19 protein-coding genes are annotated in these 24097 nt (G+C 32.2%); 3 read left to right on the top strand and 16 right to left on the bottom strand.

The genetic code is table 11. From position 1 onward, the window contains the following. Positions 1-218: 218 nt before the first annotated feature. The 8 genes from trpA to HMPREF2737_RS02115 all read right to left on the bottom strand — a co-directional run bounded on the left by trpA (position 219) and on the right by HMPREF2737_RS02115 (position 8082). The gene (trpA, locus tag HMPREF2737_RS02150) at positions 219-950 is read right to left on the bottom strand and encodes a tryptophan synthase subunit alpha (protein WP_037551385.1); all 732 of its coding nucleotides are present in this window, start codon (positions 948-950) and stop codon (positions 219-221) included. Beyond that, a complete protein-coding gene (gene trpB, locus HMPREF2737_RS02145) occupies positions 943-2154 on the bottom strand; it encodes a tryptophan synthase subunit beta (protein WP_037551384.1) in 1212 nt (403 codons plus the stop codon). The genes trpA and trpB overlap by 8 nt, the downstream gene beginning before the upstream one ends. 1 nt (position 2155) lies before the next feature. Continuing rightward, a complete protein-coding gene (locus HMPREF2737_RS02140) occupies positions 2156-2782 on the bottom strand; it encodes a phosphoribosylanthranilate isomerase (protein WP_037551382.1) in 627 nt (208 codons plus the stop codon). Further along, positions 2779-3561, bottom strand: a complete 783-nt coding sequence (trpC, locus tag HMPREF2737_RS02135) for an indole-3-glycerol phosphate synthase TrpC (protein WP_037551380.1) — start codon at positions 3559-3561, stop codon at positions 2779-2781. The genes HMPREF2737_RS02140 and trpC overlap by 4 nt, the downstream gene beginning before the upstream one ends. Further along, positions 3545-4561: an anthranilate phosphoribosyltransferase gene (gene trpD, locus HMPREF2737_RS02130; RefSeq protein WP_037551376.1), complete on the bottom strand. Its 1017-nt coding sequence runs from the start codon at positions 4559-4561 to the stop codon at positions 3545-3547. The genes trpC and trpD overlap by 17 nt, the downstream gene beginning before the upstream one ends. Then, positions 4536-5135, bottom strand: a complete 600-nt coding sequence (locus HMPREF2737_RS02125; RefSeq protein ID WP_037551374.1) for an anthranilate synthase component II — start codon at positions 5133-5135, stop codon at positions 4536-4538. Before HMPREF2737_RS02125 ends, trpD begins: the two co-directional genes overlap by 26 nt. Next, entirely contained in the window at positions 5132-6541 is a 1410-nt protein-coding gene (locus HMPREF2737_RS02120; protein WP_037551373.1) for an anthranilate synthase component I, read from the bottom strand. Before HMPREF2737_RS02120 ends, HMPREF2737_RS02125 begins: the two co-directional genes overlap by 4 nt. 503 nt (positions 6542-7044) lie before the next feature. Further along, positions 7045-8082, bottom strand: coding sequence for a M42 family metallopeptidase (locus HMPREF2737_RS02115; RefSeq protein WP_037551370.1), 1038 nt, complete (start codon positions 8080-8082; stop codon positions 7045-7047). A gap of 152 nt (positions 8083-8234) precedes the next feature. Between HMPREF2737_RS02115 and HMPREF2737_RS02110 the strand changes: the two genes are divergently transcribed. Beyond that, positions 8235-9326 carry a prephenate dehydrogenase gene (locus tag HMPREF2737_RS02110; RefSeq protein WP_037551368.1) on the top strand — a complete coding sequence of 364 codons (1092 nt, stop codon included), beginning with the start codon at positions 8235-8237 and terminating at the stop codon, positions 9324-9326. Positions 9327-9399: 73 nt separating this feature from the next. On the opposite strand, the gene HMPREF2737_RS02105 is transcribed toward HMPREF2737_RS02110, so the two are convergent. Further along, the gene (locus HMPREF2737_RS02105) at positions 9400-10662 is read right to left on the bottom strand and encodes a Y-family DNA polymerase (protein WP_037537127.1); all 1263 of its coding nucleotides are present in this window, start codon (positions 10660-10662) and stop codon (positions 9400-9402) included. A gap of 152 nt (positions 10663-10814) precedes the next feature. On the opposite strand from HMPREF2737_RS02105, the gene HMPREF2737_RS02100 reads away from it, so the two are divergent. Further along, positions 10815-11003, top strand: a complete 189-nt coding sequence (locus tag HMPREF2737_RS02100; protein ID WP_011275837.1) for a 2-hydroxymuconate tautomerase — start codon at positions 10815-10817, stop codon at positions 11001-11003. Positions 11004-11091: 88 nt separating this feature from the next. Here the strand turns inward: HMPREF2737_RS02100 and HMPREF2737_RS02095 are convergent, their stop codons facing one another. Beyond that, on the bottom strand, positions 11092-12069 hold the full coding sequence (locus tag HMPREF2737_RS02095; protein ID WP_037551365.1) for an LCP family protein: 978 nt from the start codon (positions 12067-12069) through the stop codon (positions 11092-11094). Between the two features lie 146 nt (positions 12070-12215). Between HMPREF2737_RS02095 and msrA the strand changes: the two genes are divergently transcribed. Beyond that, positions 12216-12722 (top strand): peptide-methionine (S)-S-oxide reductase MsrA, encoded by a 507-nt coding sequence (gene msrA, locus HMPREF2737_RS02090; RefSeq protein WP_037551362.1) that lies wholly within the window; start codon positions 12216-12218, stop codon positions 12720-12722. A gap of 72 nt (positions 12723-12794) precedes the next feature. Here the strand turns inward: msrA and mprF are convergent, their stop codons facing one another. The 6 genes from mprF to parE all read right to left on the bottom strand — a co-directional run bounded on the left by mprF (position 12795) and on the right by parE (position 23952). Continuing rightward, positions 12795-15317, bottom strand: coding sequence for a bifunctional lysylphosphatidylglycerol flippase/synthetase MprF (gene mprF / locus HMPREF2737_RS02085; RefSeq protein ID WP_053026694.1), 2523 nt, complete (start codon positions 15315-15317; stop codon positions 12795-12797). A gap of 241 nt (positions 15318-15558) precedes the next feature. Beyond that, the gene (locus tag HMPREF2737_RS02080) at positions 15559-16788 is read right to left on the bottom strand and encodes an AI-2E family transporter (RefSeq protein WP_037551357.1); all 1230 of its coding nucleotides are present in this window, start codon (positions 16786-16788) and stop codon (positions 15559-15561) included. A gap of 77 nt (positions 16789-16865) precedes the next feature. Beyond that, entirely contained in the window at positions 16866-17720 is an 855-nt protein-coding gene (glcT, locus tag HMPREF2737_RS02075) for a glucose PTS transporter transcription antiterminator GlcT (protein ID WP_037551354.1), read from the bottom strand. Positions 17721-17881: 161 nt separating this feature from the next. Then, positions 17882-19339 carry a glutamine transporter AlsT gene (locus HMPREF2737_RS02070; protein WP_037551352.1) on the bottom strand — a complete coding sequence of 486 codons (1458 nt, stop codon included), beginning with the start codon at positions 19337-19339 and terminating at the stop codon, positions 17882-17884. A gap of 216 nt (positions 19340-19555) precedes the next feature. Beyond that, on the bottom strand, positions 19556-21955 hold the full coding sequence (parC, locus tag HMPREF2737_RS02065) for a DNA topoisomerase IV subunit A (protein WP_037551350.1): 2400 nt from the start codon (positions 21953-21955) through the stop codon (positions 19556-19558). Continuing rightward, positions 21952-23952: a DNA topoisomerase IV subunit B gene (gene parE, locus HMPREF2737_RS02060; RefSeq protein WP_037551348.1), complete on the bottom strand. Its 2001-nt coding sequence runs from the start codon at positions 23950-23952 to the stop codon at positions 21952-21954. The genes parC and parE overlap by 4 nt, the downstream gene beginning before the upstream one ends. Between the last annotated feature and the right edge of the window lie 145 nt (positions 23953-24097).

Here is a 24097-nt window from a genome sequence, read left to right as displayed (position 1 = left end):
AATTATAATTTTCAATAATATCTTTATCTTCAACCAAAAATTTATTTATCCAGTTTCATTAAGTATACAATAGATATTAACAAAACTAAAATACAAACCATTTGTTAGTTTGAAATATTTTGCAAAATAAATAAATAGAGATTAAGACATCAAACATTGTCTTAATCTCTAGTGAACTTCCTTTATAAATTACATATCCACCAAGGTACATCTTATACCTAAAGTGTATCTAGCGTTTCTCTTACTTGTTTCAAATAGTGAATCGTATCCTCTTTATTATCTTGACAAAAGCGTTTTACAATTTCACTACCAATGACTACGCCGTCAGCAAAAGTAGCTAAATCCTTTATATGTTCTTTAGTTCTGATGCCAAAACCTGCAACTACAGGTATATCCGTATGTGCTTTTAGATGTTTTAGTTTATCTTTTAATTGAGGATGAAACGTTCCATTTTTGCCTGTTGTTGCATTCATAGTTACAGTGTATATAAACCCTTCAGCATGCTTAACGATTTCTTTTATACGGTCATCATTTGCAGTCATTGATATGCGAGATATTACTTTAACATCAAATTTGGATATTTTATGCTTTAATTTTTGAGTTAATTCGTTAGGCAAATCCGGAATAATTACGCCGTAAACACCTACTTTTTCACATTCTTTAAAAAAAGCTTCTTCTCCATAAGAAACAATGATATTGAAATAAGTCATTAGTACATATTTGCAATTAATTTCATCTTTATTTTTGGATAATTCATTAAAAATGTAATTAATTGTCACGCCTTGCTTGATAGCTCGGTTGCCTGCTTCCATTATTATGGGACCATCAGCTACTGGGTCAGAGAATGGTATACCAATTTCTATTATATCAGCACCATTCTCATCTAAGATTTTCATATTTTTAATAAATAACTTATTTCCCATAATGTATGGAATAAATAATTTAGTCATGTGATTCACCTCTTGTTTGCATATAGTGTCTAATTGTTTCCATATCCTTGTCACCGCGACCTGAAATAGTAACTACTAAAATTTCATCTTTATTCATTTTAGGTGCTATCTTTTCAACATAACTAAGTGCATGTGCACTTTCAATGGCAGGTATGATTCCTTCCATTTTGCTGAACCGGATGAGCACCTCCATTGCTTCTGTATCAGTGGCATGTTTATATTGCACACGTCCAATATCGTGATAATATGAATGTTCAGGACCTATACCTGGATAATCTAAACCTGCAGATATAGAGTGTGCTAATTCTACTTGTCCATATTCATCTTGAATTAAGTACATTTTTGAACCATGAAGTACGCCCGGACGTCCTTTTCCAATTGCAAGTGCGTGCTTAGCAGTATCAATCCCTTGTCCTGCAGCCTCTACACCATATAATTTGACCTTATCTTTAATAAAAGGATAAAAAGTCCCTATTGCATTAGACCCTCCACCTATACATGCAACAACTGCATCTGGTAATCGACCAGTTTTTTGAAGTAATTGTTCTTTAATTTCTTGACCTATAACACTTTGAAAATCTCTGACCATCGTTGGAAAAGGATCAGGTCCTAATGCCGAACCTAGTAAATAGTGTGTATCTGCAACATGACTTACCCAATACTGTAATGCCTTGTTTACCGCATTAGAAAGTGTTCCTTGACCTTCATCCACTGCTTCAACTTTAGCTCCTAATAATTCCATACGAAATACATTAAGCTGTTGACGTTTGATATCTTCTCTTCCCATAAATACGATTAATTCCATATCAAATAACGCAGCTACTGTGGCACTTGCTACACCATGCTGACCCGCGCCCGTTTCAGCAACTAGTTTATTTTTGCCCATACGTTTTGCTAATAAAGCTTGCCCTATCGCATTATTAATTTTATGTGCGCCGGTATGATTCAAATCCTCACGTTTTAAATATATTTGAGCTCCACCCAACGCTTCACTAAATGATTTTGCATAAGTCAATGGGGTTTCTCTACCTACATATTCTTTCAAATAATAAGTTAATTCATCTTGAAATGATTGATCTTGTTTAGCCTTGTTATACGCTTGTTTTAATTCAATAATTGCTGGCATTAATGTCTCTGGAACATATTTCCCACCATATTCTCCGAAAAAACCTAATTCATCTGCTTCAGTTTGTATATTATACATATTATGATTCTCCCTTCACTTGTTGTATCACAGTTAACATTTTATTTTTGTCTTTCATACCATCCGTTTCAATGCCGCTTGAAATGTCATAACCTAAGTGATTCAACTTCATTGTTTCAATTTGTTTTATCTTATCAACGTCAATACCTCCAGCAATTAAAAACGGTATAGATTGATCTAATCCCTTAAGCAATGTCCAATCAAAAGATTGTCCAGTCCCACCATATTGCTCTGATGGCGTATCTATAATAAATAAGTCAACATGCTCTTTGAATTGATCGATATCATTTATTATATTTTGAGTAGCTGGTAAAGCTTTAATTATCTTAATATTCTTAAAATTTAAACGGAATTGTTTGATAAAATCAATCGTCTCTTCACCATGGAGTTGGATAGCATTAATATTAGTAACATTAATAATTTTCTTTATTAATTTCAATGTTGGATTGACTAATACGACTACTCTATCTATTTCGTCTGGCAACAATCTAGATAGTTTATTTATTTGTTCAATATCCAAATGTCGTTTACTTTTGGGATAGTGTATAAATCCCACCATGTTTATATTGAGTGGTCGAATGCTTAATGCTTCTACTTTAGTTTTTATACCGCAAAATTTTAAAATCATTGTTTCACCTTTTTTAATTTGAGTAAGGGTATAAAATGTTCTAACTCATTACAATTCATTAAGGCTCCACCAACTAATAAGCCATCGATCCCACTTTTTACTATTTGCTTAACCTCTTGTTGTGAATGAATTCCACTTTCAGATATATATAAATAGTTCTCTTTCTTACACTTAAGTATTTGATTAGTATGTTTAACATCGGTGTTGAATGATTTTAAATCACGATTGTTTACCCCAATGATTTGTGGATTTAATTGATAGGCACGTTGTAATTCAATACCATCATGTACCTCTACTAACACTTCTAGTCCTTTAGAACTTGCATATTGATAGAGTTGTCGTAACTTTTCATCGGTAAGTATATTTACAATGAGTAAAATAATTGAAGCACCTGCTTTTTGTGCAACATCAATTTGAAGCGGATCAATGATGAAATCTTTACATAAAACAGGTAATTGTGTTTTTTCTGATATTTGCTGTAATCTTTCAAAGCTACCACCGAAATAACGTTCGTCTGTTAATACGGAGATAGCATTTGCTCCATAACGTTCATAATCAATTACTTGTTTAATTATATTCGTTTGTTGAAAAGCTTTTACAGATGGACTCTTCGATTTGATTTCAGCAATTAATGTTAAATTGTCATTATTAATTAAAGCATCCTTTAATCGTGATTTATTTTTATGTTTAACCTCTTTCAAATTTTGTAATTTATCATGATAATAGCCGTCTTTTAATAATTGCTCTTTATAATCCACTATTTCACTTAATATCGTCACAGATATCACCTCTCATCCTCATAAATTGTTCCATCGCTCTACCACTATCAATTAAGAACGTAGCTAAACTTATTCCAGATGCTATCGTATTTACTTTTTCAGAAACATATAACGCAAGTGCAGTATTTAACAAAACAACATCTCTTCTACAAGTTTTATCATCTCCACTTAAAATATCTAATGTAATCATTTTGTTTTCTCTTGGACTGCCTCCTTGTAAATCCTGATTACTTGCAATCTTTAAACCATAATCTTTAGCATTTACAAAATAATGCGTTATGTCTCCATTTTCATTTAATTCATAAATTTCATTGTCTCCTGAAAGCGTAGCCTCATCCATACCATTTGCTCCATGTAACACTATTGCTCTCCGTCGCCCTAAATCTTTCAATGTTTGTGCTATCATGTACAATCGACTTGGGTCGTACACTCCTAACACTTGATAGGTCAATTTAAATGGATTGATAATTGGCCCAACTATATTAAAAATGGTCGGTATAGAAATCATTTTTCTAACAGGTTGGATATATTTCATTATTGGATAAGATTCCATTGCACTAATAAATGCCAATCCCTGTTCTTCAATTTGTAATGGGACTTCTGAAACTTTTGTCGTCTTTATTCCCAATTGACTTAACAAATCAGTACTTCCTGAATGGGATGTTATACTTCTATTTCCGTGTTTAATGACTGGAATACCAGCACTTGCTACTACAAAAGACACTGTTGTAGAAATATTGAAACTGTTTGACTTATCCCCTCCTGTACCGCATACACACATACTTCCTTCATATGTTGGTTGATTAGGATACATGGTTTGAATTAAACTATTGACGACATAGGTTAATTCTTGTTGTTTAATTTCCTTTTTCGTAAATCGCGTTAATAAGTCGACCTTGTCTTCCACATCAATTTCAGGATTAGTTAGATAGGTTATGAATTGTGTTGTCTCTGATTGCGTTAAAGTTATGTCATTATCCAATTGTTTTAGTAATCCCACTCAAATTCACCCTTTCTTTTACAATACGAATGAAGTTGTTAATAATTTGTGAACCAAACTCAGTAGCAAATGATTCTGGATGATATTGTATACCGAAATGAAGATGTTGTTTGTCCTCGAAGGATTGTATTGAATCTGATGTACTCCCCGTAATGATTAAATTCTTAGGAAAAGATTTTATCTCACTTACAAGTGAATGATATCTCATAATTTTGAATTGGTGTGGTATCGTCAAATAGAGTTCTGACTCGTTTTTAACTTCAAGTGTATCTACCTTTCCATGCATGACTTTCTCTCCTTGAATAACTTTGCCACCGTAGTAGCACGTTAATGCTTGAGCACCTAAACAAATACCTAAAATTGGTAAAGTATGATATTTATCGATAATTTTTACCAATTCATCGCCATCTAAAGGATGACCAGGACCCGGAGAAATGATTACCCCATCAATTTTCTCTAAATAGTTCAATACATCTTTATCATCTGGATATTTAATAATCACTTCATCAATTTGACTAACTATATCAACCAAGTTATACGTAAACGAATCGTAATTATCTATAATTAATATCATGGTGTTACCTCCAATAAGCTTTTTGCTTTAAGTCGTGTTTCTTCAAGTTCCTTTTCAGGTATAGAATCGTACACAACACCACAGCCTGCCTCGACATTAACAGTGTCGTCATCAATCAACATGGTTCGTATTGCCAATGCAAAATCTAAATTTTGATTACAATTGATATAACCAACGCCACCGCTATATACGCCTCTTTTATATTTATAGGATTCATATATGCGTTGAATAGCTCTTAGTTTAGGTGCTCCTGATACTGTCCCAGTTGGTAAAAGACTTGCTATAGTAGTCATTGGAGATATATCTTTTCTAATTTTTCCTTTTACTTCACTAACGATATGCATGACATGTTCATATCTTTCAATCACCATTAGTTTTGATATTTCAGATGTCCCCGTAATACTTACTCTATGAATATCATTTCTACCTAAATCCACAAGCATACTATGTTCGCTTATTTCTTTCTCATCTGTAATTAATCGGTGTGCATTGCGTTCATCTACCTCTGAGGTAGTGCCACGTCTAATCGTTCCTGCAATTGGATTAGTTATTACTTCGCCGTTATGCACTGCTACAAAGCTTTCTGGTGAACTTCCAACTAAAATCTCATTTTCCATGTTCATGTAATACATATATGGACTAGGGTTCTTACGTTTTAAATTTTGATAAAGCTGATAACTCAATTGGTTTTTATTTTTTCCGAAATGATGTTGGTAGCTATATATTCTAGAGGGCACAACTTGAAACATATCTCCCTCAGTAATCCATTGTTTCATTTGAGTAACAATATCGATAAATTGTTTATCAGAAATATTTACTTTTATCTCTGATCTCTTAGGCACCATTTTATTATTCTCTTGGTAAACTTTAATTTGAGACAATGCTTGAATTCTATGCTTCACTCTTAATTTTAATTCTGCATTACTTGCTTTTGAAAATTGATTAGAAGCAATCACGTATAATTCATCCTTGTAATGATCAAATACAAATACATCCTCTATCATGTAGAAAGACACATCTGATATTGTTTTCATACTCTTAATAGCTACTCGTTTTAAAATTGGAAATTCATGTCGCACTAAATCAAAACCACATGTTCCCATAAAGCCAGAAATAAATGGCAGTTGCTTTAATTTTTCATCATTTATGACACAATCAAATTGATTGATGAATGTTTTTAAATAATTATATGGCTCAGTAGTTATAACTTTATCTTCTTTCAAAGTCTTAATAATTAATTCATTATCATTTAATTTGACGGTGCCACAATAATCGAATGCTACGATAGAGTATCTGCCTTTTAATTGTTGTTGACTTGTGCTTTCAAATATAATTTTATGTTCATTCAACTGTCCTAAAGCTTCAGGCGTTATGTGAGCTTTTAATACTTCATAATAAAATTCCATTTTCTCATCCCTTTCACTAAAAAAACGTCAGCCTCCTTATTTAAAGGACGCTGACGCGCGGTACCACCTTAATTAACGAAATATTCCGAATAATCGAAATATTAAGCGTTCACTCAGTCTTATTGATTTGTCTTTCAACATAAACCCAAATTCATGATAAGGGGTGTTGATTTGCATCTACCATCAACTTTCTGTCACTACCTTACTCACCACTACTTCATTTATGCCTATTTAATTGTACATAAAAACACCACAGCATACGCGCTTTACTCTATAAGGACGCGTTACCGTGGTGCCACCTTAGTTAACAATACTTTGTTCACTCATACTTTATTAAAATTTAAAATTCTAGACCCAATTCGATTAATATGTTGTGCCAATTTACATCACCCATTGGCTTTCTATTTGCTACAAATCATATTATCTACTTCATTCGTAGAGTTGTCTGATATTTCTTATAATTCAGTATAATACAAAACTCTATTTTATTTGTCAACAAGCAATTATAAATTTATTGGCGATAAACAATATGCGTATAAAAGATTTTGAGTTGCATCAATAGACTCAATATGAGTTCTTTCAAGCGCGTGAGATGATTCTATACCAGCACCAAATAAACCATGACGAATGTCTGCACCTGCTTTTAATGCTGCTGATGCATCAGAGCTATAATAAGGATAAATATCAACTTTATAAGGTATGTCATTAATTTTACATAAATTTATTAAATGTGATTTTAATTCTCTATGATAAGGACCTGATCCATCTTTAGCACAAATCGATACAGTATATTCATCTGAGGTTTGACCATCGCCTAACGCTCCCATATCAAATGCAATAAACTCTACTATCTTATCGGATATTGATGCATTTGCACCATAACCTATTTCTTCGTTATTAGAAATATAAAACTGAGTCGTATGTGGTAATTGCGTTTCTTCTTGTTTAAGTTTCTCAAGCAGTTCTAGTATCATTGCTACACTTGCTTTATCATCTAAGTGTCTTGATTTAATAAATCCTGATGATGTAATTTCAGTTCTGGGATCAAAACTTACAAAATCTCCCACTTGAATCCCTAAATCTATTGTCTCTTGATCAGACGTTGTTTTTTCATCGATACGAATTTCCATATGTTCGCCATCTCTAGGTATTTCATGATTATTTCTGTAAACATGGACACTTGTTTCATGCAAACAAATCGTTCCTGTATATACTTGTCCTGAATCAGTTTGTATCTCACAATACTCTCCTTCAATCGCGTTATATGTAAATCCACCTATTAAACTAATAGATAATCGACCATTTTCTTTAATTTCTTTAACCATCGCGCCTAGTGTATCTACATGGGCAGTAATGCATCTTTGTCGTTCATCATTTTCACCTTGTACTTCGATAATTAAGGCACCTTTATTGGTTGTCTTAGTATCATAACCTAACGCTTCAACTTTGTTCTTAACATAATTAATTGCTTCCGTAGCATTACCAGATGGGCTATTAATTTCTGTAAGTTCTTTTATTGTTTTCAATACTTTTTGCGTCATCATTATCTCCCCTTTTTTAAAATGATTATTGATAACATTTTATCGTATTTATAGAACTATCACTATTAATTCATTCATTTTACTATTGTTTATCTGCACACTCTACCTTACAATGTACATATTCTGAAAATTTTGAAATAAGGTGATTCATCATGAAAAATATTTTATTTATAGGACTCGGTTTGATTGGTGGCAGTTTAGCAAGTAATTTAAAATATTATCAACCTAATCTAACAATATCAGCATTCGACGCTGATAAAGATCAACTTGAAAAAGCATTATCAATAGGAATAATTGATAAAAAAATTGAAGACTATAGTGAAGGCGTAAAAAATGCAGATATCATCATTTACGCTACCCCAGTACAACAAACTGAATTATACTTAAAAGAATTACCTAATTATCAAACACAACCTCATTTAATTGTAACTGATACTGGTAGCACTAAATCTAATATTCAAAGCTATGAAAAGTTTCTCTTAAATAACAGCATTCATCTTGTAGGTGGCCACCCTATGGCTGGAAGTCATAAATCTGGTGTTCTTAATTCAAAAAAGCATTTATTCGAAAATGCTTATTACATTCTCGTTTATGATGATGCACGTAATGCTGAACCGACTAAAAAGCTACAAACATTGTTATCAACTACATCTGCAAAATTTATAACAACATCGGCACAAGAGCATGATTATGTTACTGGAGTTGTGAGTCATATTCCACATATCATCGCTTCAAGCTTAGTTCATTTGAGTGAAACAAACTCAAAGAATCATACTCTAGTAACACAATTAGCAGCTGGTGGCTTTAGAGATGTCACACGTATAGCTAGTAGTAACGCAGATATGTGGAGAGATATTACGTTTAGTAATCAAGAAAATATATTACACCTATTAGAAATGTTGCAACAACAGTTAGTTTCAATTTCATCCCATATTCGTTTAAATGATACTGACGAAGTACATAATTTCTTTTCAGGTGCTAAAAAGTTTAGGGATCAACTTCCCGTTAAACAACAAGGTGCACTAAGTATTGCGTATGATCTCTATGTAGATATTCCAGATAAATCAGGTATGATTAGCAAAGTAACTTCTATTTTGAGTTTACATAATATTTCTATAAGTAACTTAAAAATCCTTGAAATTCGTGAAGATATTTTAGGTGCTTTGCAAATTAGCTTTAAAACTCCTGAAGATCGTGAACGAGGTATTAAGGCGCTCAGTGATTTTGAAACATACATTCTATAATAATGTCCTCCTAATACAATGAAATGCGCTTGATTTCTTTTAAATGCTCATTTCATTGATAGGAGGATATATTTTACATTTTATGCCCTGCCATTAAGCCCAAGCGACCATGCTTTGTTCCAGCATCAGTGTAAGATATCGCTTTAGATACGATTCCCTTACCATATTTGTTTTGTAAGTAATCAATGGTTTTAGCTAGCTTTTCATCTCTTCTTCTTTCATATTCGTCTATAAATAAGTTAAGCTGGCGGTCTTCCTCATTAATAAGTTGAGTCAATGATACGCTCAATGTTCGATACAGTGCATTCTTATCACACAATTGATTCGCATAATAATTGACTACTTTATAGATGTCTCTTTCTAAGTTTGTCGCATCTGTTAGTGTATATTGCTTATGAACACCACCGCCTTCTGTATAACCAAATGAAAAGTGAATTGTTCTTGCCAGTTGTTTACGTGCTCTTATTCTACTAGCAACGTCTTCAATTAATTCTTGCATTACAATTTTCGACTCCTCAAACCGATAATCTCTCATCAGTATTTGGCTTTTACATATGGATGGATTAGTAACATTATATTTTTCCCTCAATTTACTTTGATCAATACCATTAGCATGTAAATGCATATCTATCCCTAATACACCAAAATCTCTTTTAAGAAATCTGTATGGATATTGAGCTAAATCTCCAACAGTTACAATCCCTTTCTTATTGAGCTTTGCTTCTGTTTTCTTGTTAATGCCCCAAAAATCACGTAATGGCGTAATTTTCCACATCTTTTGTGGGACATCATGATATCTCCATTCTGTAATACCATTGGATGTATGTTTTGCTTCAATATCCATTGCGACCTTACTTAATAACATGTTTGATCCTATACCAATAGTGCAATATATCCCTGTTTTATCTTCTATTTCCTTTTGTAATCTTTCTGCAAATGATTGTACAGTAGAGTTAAATCGATGATAGCTATCAGTCACATCTAAAAAGAATTCATCTATACTGTATTGATGTAAATCTTCTCCCGGTACATATTTAAGCGCAATTTTAGAAATTGCTATTGAAACTTCTAAATATTTTCTCATGCTAGGATTGATAATATAAATATCATTACGATGCGGAATCTCGAATAGTCTTGACCCTGTTTTGATACCAATTTCTTTTAATTTAGGTGTGGCTGCTAAAACAACCGATCCTTGTCTTTTAGTGTCTGCAACTACTGCTAACTTTGTTTCTAGAGGATCCAATCCCTTTTGGATACATGACACACTAGCAAAAAAACTCTTTTGATCGATACATAATATGTCTCTTTCTTCCAATAAATTATAATCATACATGCCAAGATACCTCCCTTAGTCATTTTCATTATATACGAACACTTGTTCTGTTTCAATAAAAACAAGAACTAACGTTCTCAAATTTCTTTTGGAGTACTGCCCTAAAACATGCTATACTATGGATGAAATTACTAATTCAAGGAGGAAATAAGATGCCAATCATCAATGTTAAATTGTTAGAAGGACGCTCAGATGAACAATTAAAAAATTTAGTAACAGAAGTAACAAATGCAGTTGAAAAAACTACTGGAGCTAATAGAGAGGCAATTCATGTGATTATTGAAGAAATGCAAAAAAATCACTATGGCGTTGCAGGAGTTAGAAAATCAGACGCAGAATAAAACTTTTATTAGTTTACATAATAATATTATGGTATTTATTGAAAGCGTAAAAAAAGAGTGCACCCAATCGAGTGCGCTCTTTTACGTTTTAGTTATTTAGAAATTCTTTGACAGCTTTTTTATTTTTCTCCTTATCAATCTCTAAGGCACTGCCATCGTTATTTGTATTAATATTCTGGTACGAATTATTAATTGGAACCGTAAGAGATTCTACGTTCTTATCTCCTCTTAAACCGTAACTAATACCTGTTTGGAAGATAGCTGAATTTGGCATACTTGTATTAATATAACCCCTTAATATACCAGCTACTTTAGGCAATTTTATTACTGAGCTAGGTGTAACTAACTCTTTTTTTAACGTCTGCATAACTTGTTGTTGACGTCTAACTCGCCCAAAATCTCCTTCCTCATCATGTCTAAATCTCGCATATCCAAGTAATTCTTTACCGTTTAAACGATGATGACCTTTTTTAAGAGATACGCCAATATTTTCAGACATATCTTTTTCTACGTCCATAGGAACGCCATTAGGTTCTAATTCATCAATCATCTTTTCAAAACCCGTAAAATCAATGACTGCATAATATTCAGGATTAATACCTAAATTCTTATTTAAAGTCTTTCTAAGAAGTTCGGGTCCGCCAAGTGAATAGGCTGCATTAATTTTATAATTCTGATATCCAGGTATTTCCGCATAAATATCACGCATCACTGACATCATTTTCATTTTCTTATGGATATAATCATATTGAACTACCATGATGGAATCTGAACGCGACTTACCACCGCTAGCTTTGTCAGCACCTAACACGAGTACAGAAATCTTACCGTCATTTTTTACTGGTCCATTAAACTTATGTACTTTGATATCTTTTGCATGTTTCTCAGCGTAATTAACACCACTACGATAACCATGGACAATATAGATAATAGCTGTGATTAGCAATATCAATATAATCAAAATGATAAAAGGTAATTTACGTAGTTTTTTCTTATTCCGTCGTTTAGAAGGTGTCTGTGCGTCTGCTTGTCGCCTGTATACTATCTTATCCTTCTCTTCTGTCATATTTACCTACCTTACGTCTAGTAAAAATCTTCAAAATTGTATATCTATGTACTATAATTATATATAATTAAATTATAGAAGTTGCTTTGAAAAATCAAGTAATTTTTAAATAAATGGTACTAAGGTCCAATGAAAGGATGGCATAAATGAATATTAATACAGCATATTTTGCTGGTGGGTGTTTCTGGTGTATGACCAAACCTTTCGATCAATTCGATGGTATAGAAACAGTAACATCTGGCTATATGGGTGGTTCAACTCACAACCCTACTTATGAAGATGTGAAAAGTGGGACCACAGGACATTATGAAACTGTAAAAATTGAATATGATGTTGCATTGTTTTCTTATAATAAATTATTAGAAGTATTTTTCTCGGTTATTGATCCCATTGATGATGGTGGCCAGTTTCAAGATAGAGGTTCACAATATAGAACAGCTATATTCTACACGAATAAGGATCAAAAAAGACTTGCTGAGCAATACGTTCACCAACTCGAGCAAACAATTCATTCAGAAAAAGCAATAGCGACTAAAATATTACCCGCTTCAACTTTTTACAAAGCAGAAGAATATCATCAAGATTTTTACAAAAAGAACCCTGAGCGTTATGCTCAAGAACAACAAGACCGAGCAAACTATAAATCCAATTAAAGTTTTAAATAATCAAAGGCACCCTTCAAGGTGATTATCACCCATTCACTTGTTGGATGCCTTTTTTAACAATTATTTATGACGAATAACTCTCATTACTTTTAACATGCTATACCATAGTGAACTATCTTTTCTATAAACCAAAAATCTTGGTTCCCAATTTGGACTATATTTTTCTTTATACTTACGTAGTCCTTGAAAGCGATATAGACCATTGAAGTGTTCAAATACACGCCCAGCTACACGCTCTCGAGGGTAAGAGTAATTTAATTGACCTACATTTGATAAAGTTGCCATACCCATGTTAAATGCTTTATAGCCTTTATCTTTACCCCAAAGTAACATATGTAGATATAGGCCATCCATTAAAGGTAAATCTAAATCAGGTAACCAACGAATTAAATCTACTGAAATAGCTTCATTATAATAAGTAGGCATTAAAGTGCAAAACGCAATGACTTTACCTTCTTCATTCTTCATTATTCCAATAGGTGCTTGTTGTAAATACTCTTCTGTAAATTGACCTACTGAAAAATGCATTTCATTACGTTCATCTAGCCAATGATCACTAACTTGTTTTAATTGAAAAATGAAATCTTTCGAAAAAGGTGGCTCTAAAATTTCAAATTGAATATTTAAATCATCAAATTTATTAAGTGTTGCTCGGAAACCACGACGTTTCTTTCCTGATGTCGTAAATTGAGTTAAATCTATAATTGCCTCTTCACCAAGTTTGAAAAACTGATTACCAAAATTATGATATAGCGGCATAAAGCGATCTGACACTTGATAGAATATAATATCATAGCCTAACTTTTCGCCGTAGTTATAAAAATCAATAAGTAAAGACTGAAACGCCTTCGTATCACCGATTGGATCTCCTAACACAACAAGAGCGTTACCTTTGTAGCGATACATTAAAAAAGCTTGTTGCGCTTCATGCATAAAGACATCTTTATCTCCACTATAGATTAAATGACTTAAATAATTGCCACCATACGTTTCAATAATTGATTTACATCTCGATAAATCTTCTAATTGGTGTGGTCTAGTGTATCTAGACCCCAATAACCATGCGACGATACCTACAAGTATGACTACGACAAGAATCGTTAACCAGAAATAATATTTCAATAAAGAAGTATCCATTTCAATGTGGTAAATATCAAGTGCATATAAAGTTTCTGAAATTATAAAATGATTAACATACAATACCAGCATACTTAAAATAATTGTAAAAATTAAACGTTTTAATCTGAATGGTCGTTTCATCACTTTAGAACGACGATAAGCGAGAACAAGTAATACAAATATTAATAAAATCCATGATAAAAGAATTAAAGATGCATAAGTATATACTGTTGCACTAAATATTAAAGCAAGTGAAATCATTACAAACAAAATAGCACGTCGGCTTTGTTTAAATACACCTCTAACATTGATAAGTAATAATAAGCAAGCACTTGTATGCACAGATAACATAATATAATATGCGAAATGATGATCATCGTATAAACCATCATAAACAATTGTAATGTTATTAATAAAGAAAACAAAACTTGTTATTAGTACTAACGTAGCTAAGGCAAATGACGGAATCTTAGCAATAATATCTTTTTGATAAGAGAATAAAAAAGATGTTACATCTCTTGCAGGTACAAAATATTTAGATTCTTCGAAGTATTTTCGCGCAGATGATCCAAACTCAAATGTAGATAAAACAAGTGCAATAATAACTGGTACAAAGTAATAAGCGAAACGATATAATAATAACGCTAATAGTACTTTTTCTTCAGGAACGCCTAAAGACTTAAGACCTAATAATACAACTAAATCGAAAGCACCGAAGCCACCTGGTATGAAACTAACCAATCCAGAAAGAGCAGCAATGATGAATATACCGATAACAGTAGTGAATGCTATGTTAATATCTACAATAACTGTTGATAAATAGAGTACTGTGGCAGCTGCCAGCCACTCAAAACTTGATACTAGTGTGCAATAAACACCTAAATATTTATTGTTACGATCAATAGGATTAATCATGGTATAGGCAATAAATAAAGGTAAAAATAATGCAACAACATATAAAATCCATTGAACCCAACTTACTTTATTTATTATATGAGAAGCATCAAAGATATGTAACACGACAAGGATTGATAAAAGACTCAAACCCGTTAACATAGAAATCAGTATGATTGAAATGGCATGAACTAATTTTTTTCTATCAGTTGTATAATTTTTATAAATAAATGCTCTAAATCCAGCCCCTATAAATCCACCAAAGCCAACAATGGCATTAAGTGCATTAATGATATAGCTGATTTTAAAAACCCTAATAAGTGGTATATCCAGTTTTAACCCTTTTACTAAGATAAGATCATACAAACTTAGTAAAATCATAGCTGAACCACCGCAAATGAATAAGCCAACTAGATACCAACGATTAATTTTGCTAAATGCTTCAAGTGTTTGTTTAAAATTAATGTGTGCTAATTCATGATATAGCGTTGCAACAACTGCTATAAATAAAACTGCAGCAAAAACAAATTTGAGTAATGATAATAATCTATTCTTAAGTTCTTCAGTCATGTCATACCTCTACCTTCACCTACGATTATTTAAAAATATATCATACCTTCATTTGAATGAACATATGAATATGTATAACTCATACTAACATTATTGTAATGTGTGTAAGATTAAATACTTTCTAAAAAAAGGCGGGAATGATACAGAATCCAAAATGAATTCATTATCTCATTCCCGCTTAGGTAACTAAAACTGAGAAAGCTAGATAAACTGGCTTTTACACTTAATACTCGTTTAGAGCTTATTCAGCTTTAGTATATTCTTTAGTTTCTTCTTTTTTAATTTCATATTCTCCTGAATCATCACCATAATACTTGTTATAACGACGTTTAAATAATAAGAATAGGTGTGAGACTAATACTTTAAGTATTGCATATCCAGGAATACCTAAAATAACACCAACAATACCTAATAAATTACCAGCACTCAATAAGATGAAAATAATCGTTAAAGGATGAATTTTCAATGTTTTTCCCATAACATTAGGTGAAATGAAATGTCCTTCAATAAATTGAACAAGCGTCCATACTACAATTAATTTCAATAACATGAATGGCGATGTAATAATCGCTATAATGATGGCTGGTGAAATAGCAATCGTTGGTCCTAGATAAGGTACAACACTTGTAACAGCAGCTATACAAGCAAGTACAAGACCGTAATCAAGACCAATAATTGAATAGCCTATAAAGAGTAAGATACCAATACAAAATGAAACAATAATTTGACCTTGGATATATGATCCAACTTGTACACTCATTTTTTCCATTAAATCATGGTAATCTTTTCTAAATTTAGGTGGCATAATCTTCGTTGAATACTCTTTAAATTTGTGACCATCTTTTAACATGAAGAATAATACAAAAGGTGTTGTGACAAGAACTACACCTACGTTAACAATAGCTTCTGCAAAACTTCTAATTTTAGTTCCAAATCCATCAAAATAACTTGAAACCATAGAAGGTATCTTATTGGAAACTGAGTCTAACCAATCTTGTATTTGAGTATAAAATGATGATAAGAAAGAAAAATGTGTGACTTGATCTATTGCGTTATTAAATTTATCTACATATTTAGGGAAGTTGTTAGCTAAACGTGTGATTTGATCTCCAATAAGCGGAATTAATAAATTAATAATTAATGTCGCTCCACCAACAATAGCTAAAAATACAATAATGATTCCTAGTAATCTTGGAATATTATATCTCTCCATCAAATTAATCACTGGATTAATAAGATAGAATAAAATAAGCGATAAAATAATTGGTGCTACAATTGTATTAAATATGATGATAAATGGTTCAAAAACATAAGAAACTTTATCAAATATAAATATTACAATACCTATGAGCACTAATGAAAGCAAAGCAAATAATAAATCTTTACCGCCTAAGAATTTCATAAAACGCGTTTCTGTAAAACTAAATTTTTTTGCGCTTTTTTCTTCAACTTGCTTATTTTCAATTGCCATGTTTTTCACCATACCTTAACTAACTATTAAAACTAAAGCTATTTTACATCATAACACAAAAAATAACTAAGTGTTCCTTAGTTATGCGATGAACTTATTTGAGTTTCAAAATGATAAATATGTAATGCAAGATACACAATTTCGGAATCATCGATAGGAATATTCAAGTGCTTTTGAATCATTTTTGAGATTTTAAAAGCAGTATTATATGCATTTGGGTAATGACTTTTAACCATATCTATAAAAAAATCTTGAGCATATATGTATTCTTTTTTATTAAGTCGTCGAATTAAAAATTGAATATGTCTTATAAAACGTTGATATTGAACCGTATGATTATCGATTTCATGATTTAAATCATTTTCAATAATAAGTATACTTTTACTAATCAATTTATTAATCAAAGACATCTCATGTATCGTTAAATCCTCTGTGTTTGAAGCAATGTGTAATGCAATAAATCCAATTTCATCAGCTGGGAACTTAACATCTAGTCGTTGATTCAATTTATCAATAACTTGACTTGCAATAGCATACGCACCACTATATAAATGTTTGGTTTCGATAGCAAATGGATTACTAATAATTTGATTTTGTTTTAATCTTTTATATGCAAATATAATATGATCAGTCAATGCAACAACAAGGTTTTTATCATCTGTAGTATGAGTTGTACTTGTAATAAAATTGACTGCTTCAATAATCGCTTGTAGAACATCTTCATCGGCAATTTCAACTAAAGATTTGTAATATTCTTGCTGTTGTTTTTGCTCTAATTTATAAACCTTTTCTATTGAAGCACTTTCATCTAAGGTCATTCCAGCCTTTTTATTAAAGCCAATACCTTTTCCAACGAGAATGACCTCTTGATTATTATAAGTGCATATGATGACGTTATTATTTAAAGCTTTAGAAATGGTATACTCACTCATCATAATCACCTTTCTCTGTAATATATGAATTATAAATCTATTTATTAAAAATGAAAAGATTTCTAACTTAATGTAAAAACTCCTTTCAACGTTTTGAATGAAAGTTTCAACACATTGAAAGGAGTATGAATAAATTCTATTTTAATCAATCACTTAAGTGATTATTTTTTAGGTAGTTGATTTTCTCTACCCCAAGTTTCAATACCAAATAAGTTAATTTCAAGATTCTCTGGTTTAAACACAGGTTTCATACCAGCTTTACGTTGTTTTTGGTAATCTTTCATTACAGCTATCGCTATATTTGAAAGACCAATTATAGAAATCAAGTTAACAATTGCCATTAATCCCATGAATAAATCGGCAGTACTCCATACAGTTTCAGTTTTTACTACTGATCCAACAAATACTAATAAGACAACTAAGCATCTAAAAATAAACATAACTACTTTGTTTTTAGATAAGAACTCTATGTTTGATTGACCATAATAATAGTTACCAACAACAGAAGAAAATGCAAATAGCGTAATTGCGATTGTTAAGAAGATACCTCCAGCTGAACCTAAATGTTCATTTAATGCTGATTGTGTAACTTGAACACCTTGAGGTGCATTTTCTCCAAATTTTAATCCTGAATATAAAAGAATCATAATCGCTGTGGCTGTACAAACTAACATTGTATCGAAAAATACACCAAGTGATTGAATTAAACCTTGTTTAACTGGGTGTGGTACTGCCGCTGTTGCTGCTGCGTTTGGCGCAGAACCCATACCAGCCTCGTTAGAGAATAGACCACGTTTAATACCTTGAAGTATCGCTGCACCTACTGCGCCTCCTGTAACTTGCTCGAAACCAAATGCACTCTTAATGATTGTGCCAATCATCGGAACAATTTGATCGATATTTAATAATAAGATAACTAAAACCATACCGATATAAATAATAGCCATGATTGGAACAATCAATGAAGATAATGTCGCGATACTGCGGACACCACCAAAGATAATTGCTGCAGTAATAACAGCTAAAATAATTCCTGTTACAACTGGACTTATGTTGTACTGAGTATTTAATGATTCTGCAATCGTATTAGATTGAACAGTATTAAATACAAACGCAAATGTTATTGTAATTAATATTGAGAATAAGATACCTAACCATTTTTGGTTCAAACCTTTAGTTATGTAATATGCGGGACCCCCTCGGAATCCACCTTCTTTGTCATGAACTTTATAAATTTGAGCTAAAGTTGCCTCCATAAATGCACTTGCAGCACCGATAAAAGCAATTACCCACATCCAAAATACTGCACCAGGACCACCTAGTACAATTGCCGTAGCTACACCTGCAATATTACCAGTACCTACACGTGAACCAGCACTAATTGCAAATGCTTGGAATGGCGATATACCTTTTTCACCACTATTTAATGTTTCAGGTTTTTCAGTTAAAGCTCTAAACATTTCGGGCAACATACGTAATTGCACGAATTTAGAACTAATAGTAAAGAAGAACCCTACAGTTAATAGCAATCCAATTAAATATTGCGACCAAATTAAATCATTACCTACCTGAACAATTGTTTTAAACCATCCAGGTATTAAATTATCAAAATCATTCATTAAATCCCTCTCATCTACAATAAATTAATATCCAAAGATATACTACAAGAGATTTATACTGTATTGAATAAACCCAATAAAATAATACTAGTACATATTACGTTTGAGTGTTATACAACATCAATATAAATCTCTTGAGAGATTAAAATTGGTTAAAATAACAAGTTCAATTTTATCATTTTCTTTTAAAATTGAAAATATAATTTTTATAATCCATTAGTCGATTGTCATATTTAAGACGTCTCCAAACTCTTTAACATCAACAACAAATGACCCATTTGTGTATTGTTCAGATAAATGAATATCAGTGATTTGTCCTTCTTCAGAGTGACTTTCAGAATATAAAGTATACATACTTTCATCTTTAACAACATAACCTGCAACAACACGATGTGGATTTTTCTTCAACTCTTTAAGTAATGTAATACCTCTTTGTGCTCTTTTAGCTTGTTGTAAAATCTTATAGCTAATTCGTTTTACAGCACCTCTTTGAGTAGCCATTATAATTGAGCTGTCATTATCTACAACATCCGTCATAACGACAAAATCTTCATCTTTTAAGTTGATAGATTTCACCCCAGCTGCTCGTAATCCCGTATCAGATAGTTCTTCACTTGAATACGTTAATGACATACCTTTATGTGTTAATACATTGATGAGTTGATCTTCATTTAATCGAATGACGTTTATTAATTCATCATTATCTTTAACTTTCATAGCAACTAATGGTTTATTGTAACGAGTCGTTTTAAATAAGCTAACGTTACTTTTTTTAATCATTCCATTTCGAGTCGCTAGTACATAAAATGCGTCATCTTTAAAACTTTGTTCATTGTAAACATCAACTACAGTTTCATAATCATCTAAGGGAACAATTTGAGATACATGCTGTCCAAGTTCTTTCCATCTGATATCTGCTAATTTATGAACCGGAATGAATATATACCTTCCTTTGTTTGTAAAAACAAGTACCGTATCTTGCGTGTTAACTGTTTGATATTTGAGTAAACTGTCTCCATCTTTAAGCCCTATTTCAGTGACACCACTGGCATTGAAACTACGTGTAGATGTCCGTTTAATATATCCTTGACGTGTAATACTTAAAACAACATCTTCACTTGGAACCATAACTTCTTTATCAATTTTAATTTCTGCGATTTCCGCTTCAATTGATGATAAACGCTCAGATTTAAATCGTTTTCTAATATCAGTCAATTCACTTTTAATTACTTGTAACAATGCATCATGATTATCAAGTATATGACGATATTCTTTAATCAATTTAGCTAACTCATTATGTTCATTTTCCAATGCAACGATATCTGTATTAGTTAAACGATAAAGTTGAAGCATGACAATAGCCTCTGCTTGAGCTTCCGTAAATTCAAATTCAGCAACTAAATTGTCTTTAGCATCTTTTTTATTTTTAGAGTTACGAATTAACGTGATAACCTCATCCAATATTGATAGTGCTTTCATTAAACCTTCCACAATATGCATGCGTTTTTCGGCGTGATCTAAATCATATTTCGTACGATTTGCCACAACTTCAATTTGATGATTTAAGTAACTATCAATAATTTGGCGAATACCCATTAGTTTTGGACGACCGTCACTAATTGCAACCATATTAAAGTTATAAGTAATTTGTAAATCAGAGTTTTTGAATAAATAGTTTTTTATAGCTTCTGCATTTACATCCTTTTTCAGTTCGATTGCTATTCGTAATCCAGTGCGATCAGTTTCATCACGGACTTCGATAATACCATCTACTTTTTTATCTGCTCTTAACTCATCGATTCTTTTGACTAGTGAACTTTTATTCACTTCGTAAGGAATCTCAGTAACGATAAGTTGTTGACGACCATTACGAAGGGTTTCTTCATCCACTTTAGAACGTACAACAATTTTACCTTTACCAGTCTCATAAGCTTTCTTAATGCCATCCACACCTTGAATAATACCGCCAGTAGGGAAATCTGGACCTTTTATATATTTCATTAGTTGAGTAACAGTAATATCAGGATTATCGATGTATTTCAATGTTGCTTGAATTACCTCTGCTAAATTATGAGGTGGGATGTCAGTCGCATAACCTGAAGAAATCCCTGTTGAACCATTAACTAATAAATTAGGAAACCTTGCTGGTAAAACCATTGGTTCTAAAGTTGTATCATCATAGTTTGGAACAAATGCAACAGTTTCCTTATTAATATCTCTGACAAGTTCTTCCGATAATTGGCTTAATTTCGCTTCAGTATAACGCATTGCTGCAGGAGGATCATTATCGATACTACCGTTATTACCATGCATTTCAATTAAAACATGACGTAATTTCCAATCTTGACTTAAGCGCACCATTGCATCATATACTGATGAGTCGCCATGAGGATGATACTGACCAATAACGTCTCCGACTGTCTTCGCACTCTTACGGAAATTCTTATCATACGTATTCCCACTACTATGCATTGCGAAAAGAATTCTTCGTTGTACTGGCTTCAAGCCATCACGAACATCCGGTAATGCACGTTCTTGAATAATATATTTACTATATCTTCCAAAACGATCACCTATCACATCTTCAAGTGATAAATCTTGAATTATCTCACTCAATTTGTTTCCTCCTCAGTATATTCTTCAGTTTCTAGTACTTGTACTTCAGTATTATCTAATATACTTTGATCTTCTTGCATGCCAAATTCAACGTGACTTTCAATCCATTCACGACGTGGCGCAACTTTATCACCCATTAAAGTTGTAACTCGTTTAGACGAACGCATTTCATCTTCAATTTGAACACGAATTAATGTTCTAGTTTCAGGATTCATAGTTGTTTCCCATAACTGTTCAGGGTTCATTTCACCTAGACCTTTATAACGTTGCAACATAAATCCTTTTCCTAATTTCTTCTGAAGTTTTTCAAGTTCATCATCAGTCCATGCGTATTCAACTTGCTTAGATTTACCTTTTCCTTTTTCCAGTTTATATAGTGGCGGCAATGCGATAAATACTCTTCCAGCTTGTACAAGCGGTTTCATGTACTTAAAGAAGAAGGTTAATAATAATACTTGAATATGTGCACCATCTGTGTCGGCATCAGTCATGATAATAATTCTATTATAATTACTGTCTTCTATTTTAAAGTCGTTTCCAACACCAGCACCAATTGTATGAATGATAGTATTAATTTCTTCATTTTTAAAAATATCTTCAAGTCTTGCTTTTTCAGTATTAATAACTTTACCTCTTAAAGGTAAAATCGCTTGGAATTTTCTATCTCTTCCAAGTTTAGCTGAACCACCTGCTGAGTCACCTTCGACTAAATATAATTCATTTTTCTCAGTATTTTTACTTTGAGCAGGTGTTAACTTTCCTGATAATAAAGTGTCTTTACGTTTATTCTTCTTACCTGAACGTGCATCTTCACGTGCTTTACGCGCAGCTTCCCTAGCTTGTTGTGCTTTAATTGCTTTCTTCACTAGAGATTTAGAAAGTTGACCTTTTTCTTCTAAATAATATGGCAATTTATCAGAAACTACTGAATCAACAGCACTACGAGCTTCTGAAGTACCCAATTTAGATTTAGTTTGCCCTTCAAATTGTAACAATTCTTCAGGTATGCGAACTGATATAACTGCAGTTAAACCTTCACGAATATCATTACCGTCTAAATTCTTGTCTTTTTCTTTTAATTCATTGATTCTTCTTGCGTAATCGTTGAACACACGTGTCATTGCAGTTTTAAATCCTACTTCATGTGTTCCGCCATCTTTGGTACGCACGTTATTTACGAAGCTTAATATACTCTCTGAATATTGATCATTATATTGAAAAGCGACATCTACTTCTATACCATTTGAAGCACCTGTAAACATAGTTACGTCGTGAAGAACCTCTTTGCCTTCATTTACATAACTGACAAACTCTTTAATCCCCTCTTCATAATGATAAACATCTTCACGTTCTTTGCCATTACGTAAATCTTTCAATGTTATTTTAAGGTTCTTTAATAGGAAGGCAGATTCTTGTAACCTCTCACTTAAGGTTTCAAAATTAAATGTAGTTGTAGCTTTAAATATTTCGGGATCTGGTTTAAATGTAACTTTAGTTCCCGTTTTTTTTATTTTACCTGATTTAACTAATCCAGATGCTGGCACTCCACCATTTTTAAAGCTTTGCTTGTAAATATTCCCGTCTCTATGTATTTCTACTTCTAACCATTCGCTTAATGCGTTAACTACAGATGCACCAACCCCATGCAATCCACCTGATGTTTTATATCCGCCTTGGCCGAATTTACCGCCGGCGTGCAATACAGTGAAAATAACTTCAACAGTAGGTTTACCTGATGCATGCATTCCTGAAGGCATACCACGACCATTATCTTCAATAGAAATACTATTATCTTGATTTATTGTTACATTTATTTCGTTACCATATCCGTTTAAAACTTCATCTACGGAGTTATCTACTACTTCATACACTAAATGATGTAGTCCTCGTTTATCAGTAGATCCTATATACATACCTGGACGCTTTCTTACAGCTTCCAATCCCTCTAATACTTGAATAGAATCATCTGAGTAATGATTTGAATTTTTTGTTGCCAATGCGTTCGCCTCCTACAAACGTACGTTCGTTTTAAAAACTATACAATAGTTATTCTTATATAAATCGGTCTAAATTGCAAGCGTGAGTTAAAACTAATCTATTTAAAGTTCCTATTAAGAACAAATTTTTAAAATTGGTCGTTGT

The organism is Staphylococcus sp. HMSC069D12 (genome assembly GCF_001810405.1).
GTDB classification, from domain to species: domain Bacteria; phylum Bacillota; class Bacilli; order Staphylococcales; family Staphylococcaceae; genus Staphylococcus; species Staphylococcus haemolyticus.
This window is presented reverse-complemented; position numbering and strand designations above follow the sequence as displayed.

Coding starts and splice junctions, on each gene's coding strand:
- HMPREF2737_RS02125 (WP_037551374.1), bottom strand. CDS start 5,135: ATGATATTAATTATAGATAATTACGATTCGTTTACGTATAACTTGGTT.
- msrA (WP_037551362.1), top strand. CDS start 12,216: ATGAATATTAATACAGCATATTTTGCTGGTGGGTGTTTCTGGTGTATG.
- HMPREF2737_RS02100 (WP_011275837.1), top strand. CDS start 10,815: ATGCCAATCATCAATGTTAAATTGTTAGAAGGACGCTCAGATGAACAA.
- mprF (WP_053026694.1), bottom strand. CDS start 15,317: ATGACTGAAGAACTTAAGAATAGATTATTATCATTACTCAAATTTGTT.
- HMPREF2737_RS02120 (WP_037551373.1), bottom strand. CDS start 6,541: ATGGAATTTTATTATGAAGTATTAAAAGCTCACATAACGCCTGAAGCT.
- HMPREF2737_RS02070 (WP_037551352.1), bottom strand. CDS start 19,339: ATGAATGATTTTGATAATTTAATACCTGGATGGTTTAAAACAATTGTT.
- trpB (WP_037551384.1), bottom strand. CDS start 2,154: ATGTATAATATACAAACTGAAGCAGATGAATTAGGTTTTTTCGGAGAA.
- HMPREF2737_RS02095 (WP_037551365.1), bottom strand. CDS start 12,069: ATGACAGAAGAGAAGGATAAGATAGTATACAGGCGACAAGCAGACGCA.
- trpA (WP_037551385.1), bottom strand. CDS start 950: ATGACTAAATTATTTATTCCATACATTATGGGAAATAAGTTATTTATT.
- HMPREF2737_RS02080 (WP_037551357.1), bottom strand. CDS start 16,788: ATGGCAATTGAAAATAAGCAAGTTGAAGAAAAAAGCGCAAAAAAATTT.
- HMPREF2737_RS02105 (WP_037537127.1), bottom strand. CDS start 10,662: ATGTATGATTATAATTTATTGGAAGAAAGAGACATATTATGTATCGAT.
- HMPREF2737_RS02140 (WP_037551382.1), bottom strand. CDS start 2,782: ATGATTTTAAAATTTTGCGGTATAAAAACTAAAGTAGAAGCATTAAGC.
- glcT (WP_037551354.1), bottom strand. CDS start 17,720: ATGAGTGAGTATACCATTTCTAAAGCTTTAAATAATAACGTCATCATA.
- HMPREF2737_RS02110 (WP_037551368.1), top strand. CDS start 8,235: ATGAAAAATATTTTATTTATAGGACTCGGTTTGATTGGTGGCAGTTTA.
- HMPREF2737_RS02115 (WP_037551370.1), bottom strand. CDS start 8,082: ATGACGCAAAAAGTATTGAAAACAATAAAAGAACTTACAGAAATTAAT.